The organism is Zunongwangia endophytica, from assembly GCF_030409505.1.
Lineage (GTDB): Bacteria > Bacteroidota > Bacteroidia > Flavobacteriales > Flavobacteriaceae > Zunongwangia > Zunongwangia endophytica.
Genome location: NZ_JAUFPZ010000002.1, coordinates 2489294 through 2502086, shown reverse-complemented (window position 1 = coordinate 2502086; position 12793 = coordinate 2489294). Strand labels below are relative to the sequence as shown.

At 36.2% G+C, this 12793-nt stretch carries 11 protein-coding genes; 9 read left to right on the top strand and 2 right to left on the bottom strand.

Features of this window, described 5'->3' with window-relative positions:
- Nucleotides 1-7 precede the first annotated feature (7 nt).
- On the bottom strand, nucleotides 8-760 hold the full coding sequence (locus QWY91_RS10900) for a DeoR/GlpR family DNA-binding transcription regulator (RefSeq protein ID WP_290234888.1): 753 nt from the start codon (nucleotides 758-760) through the stop codon (nucleotides 8-10).
- Between the two features lie 238 nt (nucleotides 761-998).
- On the opposite strand from QWY91_RS10900, the gene QWY91_RS10895 reads away from it, so the two are divergent.
- The 8 genes from QWY91_RS10895 to QWY91_RS10860 all read left to right on the top strand — a co-directional run bounded on the left by QWY91_RS10895 (nucleotide 999) and on the right by QWY91_RS10860 (nucleotide 9533).
- On the top strand, nucleotides 999-2573 hold the full coding sequence (locus QWY91_RS10895; protein WP_290234886.1) for a glycerol-3-phosphate dehydrogenase/oxidase: 1575 nt from the start codon (nucleotides 999-1001) through the stop codon (nucleotides 2571-2573).
- 97 nt (nucleotides 2574-2670) lie between these two features.
- Nucleotides 2671-4164 carry a glycerol kinase GlpK gene (gene glpK, locus QWY91_RS10890; RefSeq protein ID WP_290234885.1) on the top strand — a complete coding sequence of 498 codons (1494 nt, stop codon included), beginning with the start codon at nucleotides 2671-2673 and terminating at the stop codon, nucleotides 4162-4164.
- Between the two features lie 15 nt (nucleotides 4165-4179).
- Nucleotides 4180-4920, top strand: coding sequence for an MIP/aquaporin family protein (locus tag QWY91_RS10885; protein ID WP_290234884.1), 741 nt, complete (start codon nucleotides 4180-4182; stop codon nucleotides 4918-4920).
- A 4-nt stretch (nucleotides 4921-4924) separates the two neighbouring features.
- Nucleotides 4925-5710, top strand: coding sequence for a hypothetical protein (locus tag QWY91_RS10880; RefSeq protein WP_290234882.1), 786 nt, complete (start codon nucleotides 4925-4927; stop codon nucleotides 5708-5710).
- A gap of 186 nt (nucleotides 5711-5896) precedes the next feature.
- Complete coding sequence (locus tag QWY91_RS10875; RefSeq protein ID WP_290234880.1) at nucleotides 5897-6382, top strand: glutathione peroxidase; 486 nt, start codon at nucleotides 5897-5899, stop codon at nucleotides 6380-6382.
- Nucleotides 6379-6819 carry a MarR family winged helix-turn-helix transcriptional regulator gene (locus QWY91_RS10870; RefSeq protein WP_290234878.1) on the top strand — a complete coding sequence of 147 codons (441 nt, stop codon included), beginning with the start codon at nucleotides 6379-6381 and terminating at the stop codon, nucleotides 6817-6819. The genes QWY91_RS10875 and QWY91_RS10870 overlap by 4 nt, the downstream gene beginning before the upstream one ends.
- A 131-nt stretch (nucleotides 6820-6950) precedes the next feature.
- Nucleotides 6951-7409, top strand: coding sequence for an RNA methyltransferase (locus QWY91_RS10865; RefSeq protein ID WP_290234876.1), 459 nt, complete (start codon nucleotides 6951-6953; stop codon nucleotides 7407-7409).
- Nucleotides 7410-7583: 174 nt separating this feature from the next.
- A complete protein-coding gene (locus QWY91_RS10860) occupies nucleotides 7584-9533 on the top strand; it encodes a M1 family metallopeptidase (protein ID WP_290234874.1) in 1950 nt (649 codons plus the stop codon).
- A gap of 58 nt (nucleotides 9534-9591) precedes the next feature.
- Here QWY91_RS10860 and QWY91_RS10855 read toward each other — a convergent pair whose 3' ends face one another.
- Entirely contained in the window at nucleotides 9592-11028 is a 1437-nt protein-coding gene (locus tag QWY91_RS10855) for a TonB-dependent receptor (RefSeq protein WP_290234871.1), read from the bottom strand.
- A gap of 210 nt (nucleotides 11029-11238) precedes the next feature.
- Here QWY91_RS10855 and QWY91_RS10850 point away from each other — a divergent pair, with 210 nt between their 5' ends.
- Complete coding sequence (locus tag QWY91_RS10850; RefSeq protein ID WP_290234869.1) at nucleotides 11239-12753, top strand: peptidase associated/transthyretin-like domain-containing protein; 1515 nt, start codon at nucleotides 11239-11241, stop codon at nucleotides 12751-12753.
- The last annotated feature ends 40 nt before the right edge of the window (nucleotides 12754-12793 follow it).

Genomic DNA, 12793 nt, shown 5'->3' with positions numbered 1-12793 from the left:
AGAGAAGTTATACGATACTTAGTTTGATTCCAATATCTCTTATTTTTTTTGAAAGGCTGGCAGAGATACCTTTATCTGTAATAATTTGGTCTACCTGTTCCAGACCACAAATTCTTCCAAAACTTTTTTTACCGAATTTTGATGAATCTGCAAGTATTATTGTGCGTTGTGAAGCTTCAATCATTTTTTGGTTGAGAAGTGCTTCTTCTAAGCTTGTGGTGGTGCAACCGTATTCTAAATCGATACCATCAACACCAAGAAAAAGCTGATTACAAGAAATATGATCCAAAATATGTTCAGCATAATGGCCGGTGACAGAAGATGAGGTGTGTCTTAAATTTCCACCAAGTTGAATAACCTGGATATTTTGATGATTCAGCAATTCTAAGGCGACATTTAAAGAAGAAGTAATTACGTTTAGTGCACCTTTATTAGTAATCGATTTTGCCAATTGTTGTACAGTGGTACCAGAGGCAATCATAATCGAATCGTTATCCTTTATTAAAGTGGCGGCTTTTTTTGCAATATCATCTTTTTGTGAAACAGAAATTTTTTCTTTTTCGTTTACCGGGCGATCGTTTATATACGGGTTTTCCAGAGAAGCACCACCATGCGTACGGTGTAATAATCCCTTGTCTTCAAGTAGCTTAAGGTCTTTACGAATGGTCACAGCAGATACGCCTAACTCTTCACAAAGCTCTGAAACTTCGATATGCTGTTCTTGATGTAATTTTTCAAGAATTAACTGGTGCCTCTTCATGGTATTGAAAAAATAAGTAAAGTCCTACAAATATATGAAATTCGGTTTTCTGATTAGTAGCGTTGTAAACGAAATAAAATGAAAGCTAAACTTAATTAACTGAATTTTCACAGAATAAAACCTAGTTTAAATGATAATTAACACTTTCATTTACTTTCTTTAACTAATTTTTTGTTTCGGAATATTTCGTTTTGAATCATTTTTATTAAATTAGCTAAAAATTAGAAGGTACATAATTATGGCAGCTAAAAATATATATTCTAGAAATACATTAGTCGATTCGGCCAAAGCCGTCGAGAAATGGGATGTGATTGTAATTGGAGGAGGAGCAACAGGTTTAGGCGTAGCATTAGACAGTGTTACTAGAGGATATAAAACATTGCTGCTAGAGCAGGTTGATTTTGCTAAAGGAACTTCTAGCCGTAGTACTAAGTTAGTACACGGTGGTGTGCGATATCTAGCACAAGGAAATATTGACCTTGTAAAAGAAGCTTTGTATGAACGTGGTCTTTTAAGCAAAAACGCACCTCATTTAGTTAAAAACCAAAGTTTTGTAATTCCTAATTATAGGTGGTACGAAGGAATGTACTACACTATAGGTTTAAAGGCTTACGATTTTCTTGCAGGAAAATTAAGTTTGGGTAAATCGAAGCATATAAATAAGGAGGAAGCTTTAAAGCGTTTAAAAACTATACGTCAGGATAAATTAAAAGGCGGGGTTGTTTATCAGGATGGTCAATTCGATGACTCTCGTCTGGCTGTAAATGTAGCACAAACATGTGTAGAGCATGGAGCTTCTGTACTTAATCACTTTAAAGTAAATAATTTGATTATTGAAGACAAGGTAATCAAGGGAGTTTCAGCAAAAGATATGGAAACTGGGGAAGATCATCAATTTTTCGGTAGCACCGTGATCAATGCAACTGGAGTTTTTACAGATGATATTCTTAAAATGGCGAATCCGGATGCTCGTAATATGGTGAAGCCAAGTCAGGGAGTTCATTTGGTTTTCGATAAATCTTTCTTGCCGGGAGAGGATGCCATAATGATTCCAAAAACAGATGATGGCCGTGTATTATTTGCTGTGCCATGGCATGATAAGGTAATTGTAGGTACAACCGATACTCCGTTAGAAGAACATTGTCTAGAACCTCAGGCTTTAGATAAAGAAGTAGAGTTTATATTGAAAACTTTCAATAACTACTTAGAGAAAAAAGTTACTCGTGATGATGTTCGAAGTATTTACGCTGGTTTAAGACCTCTTGCTGCTCCTAAAGATGGTTCAGAAAGTTCCAAAGAGATTTCCAGAAGTCACAAAGTTTTAGTTTCAGAAACCGGTTTGATCACTATTACTGGTGGTAAGTGGACTACTTTTAGACGAATGGCGCAGGACACTGTAGATAAGGCAATTTCTCTAGGGAAACTTCCGAAGAAAGAATGTAAGACGATGGATCTAAAAATCCATGGAGCGAAAGAAAATCCAGATCTTACTAATCACCTTTATATCTACGGAAGTGATCAGCCTCAACTTCATAATTTAATTAACGAAGATCCTTCTTTAGGTGAAAAGCTTCATCCAAGATTAGACTTTTTAAAGGCTGAAGTTGTATGGGCCGCACGCAACGAACTGGCGAGAACTATAGACGATGTTTTAGCAAGAAGGGTTAGAATGCTATTTATGGATGCTAAAGCTGCCATAGAATGTGCTCCCGAAGTTGCTAAAATACTAGCTAAAGAAACGGGAAAAGATGAACAATGGATTGCCAACCAAATTGCAGATTTTAAAGAGATAGCAGATCATTATACCATATAATATTTAACCAATTTATTAACCAAATAGCTCTCAATTAATTTTGGGAGCTTAGGGTTACATCTTTCAATGTGACTCTATTTAAAAAACATATAGCGATATGGATCAGTACATGTTAGCATTAGATCAGGGGACTACTAGCTCCCGCGCAATCCTTTTCGATAAGAAGGGGAAGATTGTTTCAGTTGCGCAAAAAGAATTTACTCAACATTTTCCTCAACCAGGATGGGTAGAGCACGATGCTAGGGAAATATGGTCAACGCAAGCAGGTGTTGCTGCGGAAGCAACTACCAAACACGGAATGAACGGAAACAACATTGCTGGGATTGGTATTACAAATCAGCGCGAAACCGTTGTAGTCTGGGATAAAAAAACCGGAGATCCTGTTTACAATGCGATTGTTTGGCAAGATAAAAGAACTTCAGATTATTGTGATGAATTAAAAGAAGATGGAACTGCTGAAATAATTAAGAAAAAGACCGGTCTAGTTATCGATTCTTACTTTTCTGGAACCAAGGTTAAATGGATTCTTGATAATGTTGAAGGAGCCAGAGAAAAGGCAGAAGCAGGAGATTTGATCATGGGAACCATCGATACCTGGTTAATCTGGAATTTCACAAAAGGTGAATTGCATATAACCGATGTTACTAACGCCTGCCGTACACTGTTTTTCAACATTAATACAATGGAGTGGGATGATGAACTCTTAGAGATTTTCGACATTCCTAAAAGTATGTTGCCAGAAGTAAAAGATTCTAGCGAAATATACGGGCATACCAAAACCACCGTTTTTGCCTCTAAAATTCCAATTGCAGGAATTGCGGGAGACCAGATGGCTGCTTTATTTGGACAAATGTGTACCAAAAAAGGAATGGTGAAAAATACCTACGGAACTGGATGTTTCATGTTAATGAACATTGGTGAAGAACCGATCGTTTCAGAAAATAATCTTCTTACTTCTGTAGCTTGGAGAATTAATGGGAAAACAGAATACTGTTTAGAAGGATCTATTTTTATCGCGGGAGCAGTGGTACAGTGGCTTAGAGATGGATTAGGTGTAATAAAGAAATCTGCAGATGTAGAGAAACTTGCCAGCTCGGTAGATACTACTGACGGAGTATATTTTATTCCGGCATTTTCCGGATTAGGTGCTCCTCACTGGAATCAGAAAGCCAAGGGAACAATGTTCGGGATTACCAGAGGAACTACAGATGCACATATCGCAAGAGCTTCATTAGAAGCTATAGCATACCAAACCATGGATATTCTTAAAGCCATGCAGGCGGATAGCGGAATCGATATTAAACAATTACGTGTAGATGGAGGAGCTTCAGTAAATGATATGTTGATGCAATTTCAAAGTGATGTTTTAAATACTGAAACCGTACGACCAGAAATTACAGAGACTACAGCTTTAGGTGCAGCTTATCTAGCCGGTCTTGCTGTCGGTTACTGGGACAGCATGGAAGAAATTGAAGAAATCTGGAAAATAGATAAAGAGTTTCATCCTACCGAAGATCAAGATGCTGTGAAAGACGGTATTGATGGCTGGTATAGAGCAGTAAATGCTTTGCAAGAATGGACAAAACTTTAAACTAAAATAGCGTTTATGACACCTTTTATAGCCGAAATTTTAGGAACCGGACTGCTGATTTTATTAGGGGGCGGAGTAGTTGCCAATGATATTTTAAATGGAACCAAAGGAAACGGCGGTGGTTGGGTTAGTATCTCCACCGCATGGGGATTAGCAGTATTTGCCGGTGTTGTAGTTGCAGGTCCTTACAGTGGGGCACACTTAAATCCAGCAGTTACTTTAGGTTTAGCAATTGGGGGAATTTTTCCCTGGGCAGATGTACCTACTTATTTAGCAGGAGAATTTATAGGAGCCATGATTGGTTCTTTTTTAGTGTATGTAATGTATAAAGATCACTTTGATGCTACCGAAGATGCTGGCTTAAAGCGAGCAGTTTTTTGTACAGATCCAGCAATACCAAATAACTTTAGAAATTTAATGAGCGAGATTTTAGGAACTTTCGTGTTAGTTATCGCTGTTTTTTATTTTGCAGATGCTTCTTTCGAAACTTCGTCTGGCGGAACAACCAAAGTTGGTTTGGGCGCAATTGGTGCCATTCCTGTAGCATTTATGGTGTGGGGAATTGGTCTTTCTCTAGGAGGAACCACCGGTTACGCAATTAACCCAGCTCGAGATTTAGGGCCAAGAATTGTTCATGCCCTTTTACCTATTAAAGGCAAAACCGATAGCAATTGGTCGTATTCATGGATTCCAATTGTGGGACCAATCATCGGAGCTGCGATTGCTGCAATTCTATTTTTAATTTTAGGAAAGTAATTTTATGAAAAATATACATGCTATTTTTCTGCTAACTTTTTTGTTGGCGGGTAATATTTCTTTCGCTCAGGTTAGTGACGAAAATATCGTAGAGGAGCGGAATGAAGATGAAGTTGAAAATGATGCCAAATTATTTCATTTTAATCTTCAGCTTAAAAACATGCACCTTTGGAAAGGTTTACATGTTACCGATGCTCCAATGACGGCAGCCGATATAAATTATACTTCTAAAAATGGATTCTTTAAAGCAGGGCTTTGGGGAGGTAGAGGATTTAATGGCGATTATACCGAATTTGACTATTACGTAAGTTTTATGCACAATGGTTGGTCTTTGGCTATTTGGGATATTAATAATTATAGCGATTATCCAGATGCCAAGATTTTTGATTACGATCGTAGCGAAACCTCACATTTTATAGATGTGATTTTAGGTTATCAATTTCAAAAGATTCCTTTAAAATTATCTTGGAGTACGATAGTGCAGGGTAGGGATACTTTTGTAAATGATAATGGCCAATTACGAAATGCATTTTCTAATTATGTTGAAGCTAGTTACGTAATATTAGATGAAAAAGACTGGTCTTTATCAGGTCTTGTAGGTGGATCATGGTCTTTTGCTCCGCAAGATGCACACTTTTACGGAGATGAAGCAGGTTTTACCAATGTTGGTGTGATTTATAACAGAGATCTAAATGTCTTTGACAAATTTACACTTCCGGTTTCAGCAACAGCGAGTTGGAATCCTGTGCAAGATTATGGAGCGATACAGGTTGCATTCAACTTGTTTTAGTTAATGATTTAGCGATTTCTGCATAGTTAAATGAACTGATTTTTGCTTCGGAATTGAAGTCGCGATTTATTTTATTCTGAAGTATGAAAAATATAATATTCTCATAAAGTTAATTTATGAGGATTGTTGTAAATTGAATGGGGAAATGCAGAAATTTGATTTAGAAAAAATGGGAAAGTTATTGCTATGAAAATCTATGACTTCGAAGTTAGTACTGCCAGTGGCCAGACGCTTCAATTTAAAGCGTTTAAAAATCAACCAATCTTAATTGTAAATACCGCGACAAAATGTGGCCTAGCGCCGCAATTTGAAGGTTTGGAGAAATTACATCAGGATTATAAAGAAAAGGGATTGGTAGTACTTGGCTTCCCATGTAATCAATTCGCAGGGCAAGAACCAGAGACCAACGCATCGATGGAAGAAGCCTGTAAAATAAATCATGGAGTTACTTTTCCTTTAACCGAGAAGATCGATGTTAATGGAAGTGGCACACATCCCATATTTAAATACCTAAAGCAGTCTTTACCCGGGACGCTTGGAAAAAGAATTAAGTGGAATTTTACTAAATTCCTAATTACACCCAACGGAGATCCTTACAAAAGATATGCTCCAACAACTTCACCCGCAAAAATAGAAAAGGATATAAAACAACTCCTAAATAACGCAAAATGACAACTAAATCTACCCTCAGTTTAAACGAGCAATTGTGTTTCCCTGTGTATGGTTCTACAAGAATCATATCTCGTCTTTATCAGCCTGTTCTTGCCAAACTTCAGCTTAGTTACTCTGAATATATGGTGATGCTGATGTTATGGGAAAAGGATAAGGTTAATATTGGTCAAATTAGAAGGCAACTTTATTTAAATAAAGAAAGTTTAATGCCGATTCTAAAAGGACTTCAGCAAAAAAACTTTTTAACGCTTCAGAATGATCAATTAGATTCATTAGAAGATGAGATCAGAATTACTGAAACGGGAAAAGCTTTAAAAGCAAAAGCAAAAAGGATTCCGTTTTCATTATCCAGAGTACTAAATACGCCGGTAGAAGAATTAGGAAGTATGCAGTTGCTTATCAAAAATTTTCTTACTCGTTTCGAGAAAAAGAAGTAGCTAAAAATACTTCAAATCTTGTTCAAATCTTTGAAAAATAGATATTGAATGTTAGTTCAGTAATTCTATCAATGCTGTAGGTCTAAAATGTTTCCATTTCAGATTTCAGTCTAAAATAATATCTTGCAGCCATGAAAGTGGATAATCTGCAACAAGGTTTTTTTGGTATAGGTATTCAAAATGGTAAAACTCCCGAAAACTTGGGAGTCTTGTGGCGTTCTGCCCAGAATATGGGTGCCAGTTTTATTTTTACAATTGGAAATAGATATGCAAAGCAGGCCTGCGATACTCATAAAGCGGTAGGCGCAATGCCCTATTTTCATTATGAAAGTTTTGATGACTTTTATACGCATTTACCCAAAGGCGCAATGCTTGTAGGAGTAGAATTGGATGAAAAAGCAGAGCCATTAGAAAGTTTTGAACATCCCCGCCGATGCGTTTATCTTTTGGGAGCAGAAGATCACGGACTTTCAAAACAAGCTGTTGAAAAATCGCATTTTCTCGTAAAATTTAAATCAACCTTAAGCTTGAATGTTTCAGTAGCAGGCAGCATTATAATGTACGATCGTAGTGCTAAGAATATAAAATAATTAGAATTTCCGAATTCAGAAGAGATATTTAGTTGCTGCGTATTTTTCTACAAAATTAAATGTGTAAATCGTTAATTTGATAAATCGATTTATTAAAAGATTTTACCTGTCTATTCCCTAACATTTTCTTCATACTTTCTTTAAATTAGCGGTCATTAAATAAAAATTAATAAAATGAAATATCTTTCAAAGGCTGTACTTGCTTTAGCGTTTACAGGAGCATTTAGCTTCTTATCCCAGGCGCAGGAGGCAGTAGAGAACAATCAGCAAGATTTTGATGAATTTATGGATCGTAGCGGTAATCCTTACCGTTCAGCTTCAGGGGTTCCAGGACCAGATTACTGGCAGAATGAAGCCGATTATGAAATAAAGGCAACGCTAGATGATAAGGCGCATACCTTAAGCGGAGAAATTACGCTTTCTTACACTAATAATAGTCCGGACGAACTTCCTTTTATCTGGTTGTATCTGGAACAAAATCGGTTTACTGAAAATTCAAGAGGATATTTGACGACTCCAATTGACGGGAATCGCTATAATGGAGATATAGATGGAGGATACGAGATATCTAATCTGGAAGCTAAAACAGGTAGAAGTACTTCTTCTAAACATTTAATAAACGATACCAGAATGCAGGTTTGGTTTGATAAGCCAATAAAAGCAAATGGCGGAACAGCTACAGTTTCTATGAACTTTACCTATAACATCCCAGTTAAGGGTATGGATCGTATGGGAAGATTAGATGTAGAAGATGGTACGATTTACGCAATGGCGCAATGGTATCCTCGTACTGCTGTTTATGATGATATCGAAGGTTGGAATGTAGAACCATATCTTGGCGCAGGGGAGTTTTATCTGGAATATGGAGATTTTGATTATGAAATTACCGCACCTTGGAATCATATTGTAGTTGGTTCTGGTGAATTAGTGAACGAGAGAAAGGTGCTTTCTTCTAAACTAAGAGATCGATTAGATAAAGCAAGAAAAAGTGATGAGACCGTAACTATTATTGGTGAAGACGAGATTAATGACGCTTCGCTAAGAGCAAAGCAGGATGGAACACTTACCTGGCATTTTAAAATGGAGAATTCTCATGATATCGCTTTTGCATCATCTAAAGCATATATTTGGGATGCTGCGAAGATCGATTTGCCAAGTGGGAAAGATATTTTAGCACAATCGGTTTATCCAAAAGAAAGTGCGGGTAACGATGCCTGGGGAAGATCTACGGAATATAGCAAACAGTCTATAGAGCATTATTCTAATAAATGGTATGAATTCCCTTGGCCGGTTGCAACAAATGTAGCCGCTGAAATTGGAGGGATGGAATATCCTGGCCTTAATTTTTGTGGATGGAAAAGTAAAGGCGCTTCACTATGGGGTGTTACAGATCACGAATTTGGACATAACTGGTTTCCTATGATTGTAGGGTCTAATGAAAGAAGATATGCCTGGATGGATGAAGGTTTCAATACCTTTATAAACTATTACAGTACTAAAGATTTTGGAGAATATCCTGCAAGTCTAAATAAAACTAGAAATCTTACCGGGTGGTTTAAATCTGAAACAAGAGAAGGTATCGATACTTATCCAGATGTTACCAATTTAAGAAATCTTGGAATGACGGCGTATTATAAACCAGGTATTGGTCTATTAATGCTTAGAGAATATATCTTAGGTCACGAAAGATTTGACAATGCGTTTAAATCGTATATTAAAACTTGGGCTTTCAAGCATCCGCAGCCTAAAGATTTCTTTAATCATATGGAGAATGTAGCCGGTGAGAATTTATCATGGTTCTTTGGGAACTGGTTTTACGGAACGGGTAACATCGATCTTGCTATAGAAGGAGTTAAGCAGAATAGAGATGGTAAAGGTTTTATTATTACTGTTGCTAATAAAGGTGAAGTGCCTATGCCTGTAAAAATGAAAATCACCTACCAGGATGAATCTTCTGAAATACTAACCCTGCCTGTAGAAATATGGCAACGTGGTGATAGCTGGAGTCATTTAGTAGATACAGATAAAGCTCCAAAAAGTATCGAAATCGACCCAGATAAAATTTTACCAGATGTAGATTATTCTAATGATAGCTGGCCAGCTGAGTCTTTCTATCAAAATTAGAAAATATATAAGTAAACAAAAAAATCCCGGTCTAGCCGGGATTTTTTATTTGTAATATTTATTTTTTCTTCCGGAACATATGCTGAGTTTTTATCAAATCGGTTACTTTTTCTGGGATCATCTCTTCCCATCCCGATTTTTCTTCAGTAATCATTTCATGCACTTTTCTGGAATTGATATCCAAAGTTTCCTCGTCGTAATCTGTGATGTTGATAATACGATCATTCTGCTTAAAGAAATTATAAAGACCTCTAGTATTATTGTTTACTCTAAGGTTTTTGGTAGTGTATATTTCACCGGTTTCTTCATTTCGGGAAGGGTATAGATAGATATTCACATTACGTGCAAATAAAGAACCAAAAGCTTCCAATATTCCGCCACTTAGATTTGTGTAATATTTGTCATCGAAAATATCCTGTAAGGTAGTAACACCCATTGTCAGGCCAATCTGCTCTGAGGTAAATTGGGCAAAATAATTTACCACTTTATAATATTGCTGAAAATTAGAAATCATTACTGTATGGCCCAGAGCGCAAAGCAAGTCAGCACGATTTAGAAAATCTCGTTCATCAATTTCGTCGCCTTCTCCTTTTAAATTGAAAAGCGTAATTTCAAATATAACTTCAGTAGCAGCACGTTGTATGTCATGATCTTCCATAAACATACGCAGCGACTTTTCGTACATGCTTATGTTTACTTTAGTTACCGGTCTAAAACTTCCGCGTAGCGTTAAAATGTTTTTCTTATATAGCACATTTGCGGGTAAAACATTATTTCCAGATGGAGCAAACATTACCGCATCAGTCATTCCGTTTTTAACCAGTTGCAAACTCATAAGTCTATTATCGACATCTTTAAATGCAGGGCCAGTAAAGTTGATGGTATCAACTTCAATTTTATCTGCACTTAGGTGATCGTACAAACGCTTAAGTAAAACTTTAGGATCGTCGTGATGATAATAAGCGGCGTAAATAAGATTAACACCCATTATGCCTAAGCTTATTTGTTGTTGGGCAGCCTTATTTTCGTGCAATTGCACGTGCATAATGATCTCACTATACTCTTCTTTAGGTTTAGTTTGGAATCGAATCCCGATCCATCCATGACCTTTATATTTTTTAGCCCAATCTATAGTCGCAACCGTATTGGCGAAACTAAAGAAAAGCTTATTGGGATGTTTTAATCTTGATATTCGTTTTTCGATAAGACCAGTTTCGTAGGCCATCATGGCTTTAAGACGAGGTTCGGTTACATATCGTTTGGCAGGTTCGGCTCCGTAAATAGCATCACTAAAATCCTTATCGTAGGCACTCATTGTCTTCGCAATGGTCCCAGAAGGATTTGGTGCCCTAAAAAAGTTTCTCACTGTTTCCTGGCCGGCACCGATTTCGGCAAAAGTTCCGTAAATATTTTCATTAAGATTAATGCGGAGTGCTTTATTCTGAATAGAAGTTATTTTATCAAACTCCTTGTCTCCCTGAACATTAATTGGCATAGATTAAACCTTTAGGCATTCGTTTGCCTAAAATTACAATTATTCTGAAGAGTGTGCCCTAAAGCAATGTTAGATATTTTATAATATTTATTTATGATTATACGTTAGGTAAATAAATCCATTACTTTATATTTAATAAATCTAAAAAATTAGTAATAATTTTTTATCCAGCTATTTAAAAATGAGTCATCTAACCAAATCATCATCAAAATGCGAACATTAATTATTCAGGCACTTTTACTTATTTCCGCAACTGTATTTAGCCAGCAGACTGAAATTTCTGCGGTACTTGCAGATGGACAAACCAGAGAAATTATTCCTTATGCTACAATTCAGTATGGAGAAAACAAGGGAGTTTTAACCAACGATGAGGGTGTTTTTGTGCTACCCGAAGGAATTTCAGAAAATAATAAAATAAAAGTTTCTTCTTTAGGGTACGAGGAAACCGAAATGCTAATTTCAGAATTAAAAGATACCTTATTTATAAAGCCATCTTCAATTACGTTGACAGAAGTTTTTCTATCTGATAAAGACTTAACCGGCGAAGAAATTTTAGAGAAGGTTTTAGCGAATATCGACTCTAATTATAATTTTAATTACGCAAAGAAGCGTTTCTTTTATCGAAGTTCTTACTTCAATGATATAAAACGTATGGATATGGAAGTGGAAGAAAGTACCATTCCAGAAATCGATCAGAAATTTGTGAATAATGCACTAACTCAAATTCCGCGTTACGTAGATAGTTATATGGAGTATCTTGGTGATTTTTACGGTAATTATGACGATCAAAAAGTTCAGGTAATTAAAATCGCCAATCTATATAATCCAACGAACGAGCAGGGAGTAGAAGAACTTGGCGAGCGCATGGAGCAAATTATTAAAGATAATCTTGGCGAAGATACTTATGTGAAAATTAAATCTGGATTGTTAGGATTTAAAATGGATAGCGATGAGTTTCTTGAAGAAATAGAGGAGGTAGAAGAACCCAAAGAAAAAACTGCGGAAGAAAAGGCAAAAGATAGTATCGAACTTTATGAAGATTTAGCGAATGGTATTCACTCAAAACTTAGGACAAGCCTTAAAGGAATGTTCTGGAAAGAAGATATCACACTAGATGTTTTTGAGAAATCAAGAAAATACGATTTTGAAATTGAAGGATATACCCAGATTGGAAGCGATATCGCTTATGTAATTAATTTTAAACCAAAACGCGGAGCCGACTTTAAAGGAAAAATGTTTGTAAGTACAGAAGATTTTGGACTTTATCGTCTGGATTATGATATTGTGAAACCGCTTAAGAAATTCAAACTATTTGGCATTAGTAATAAAGCGGACGTTTATCAGGGGAAAATGATCTTTACTAAAGATCAGAACGCAAAATACAATTTAAAATATGTAGAGCGTAGCTCTGGGAATACATTTGGTGTAAGCCGACCTTTAAAAATTTTAGTGAAAAAAGGAAAATGGTATTGGAACAAACGTCTTAAGGAATTAGATCTAGAGATGGATATCGTGGCAAGTGATGTTTCTAAAGGGCAGTGGATTATTTATGATGAAGAGGAAATGAGCGAAGATTCTTATGCTTCAGTTGAAGTAAATAACCAATTTGATTATAAGAAATTCAAAAAATATAATTCTGAATTTTGGGATGGATACAATGTGATGGAGCCAAATCAAGCCATCAAATCCTTTAGTGCTATGGACGAATCTGAAGATTCAGAGTAAATAAATAAGCCTTAAAATAAAAAGCTCCTTAAATATCGAA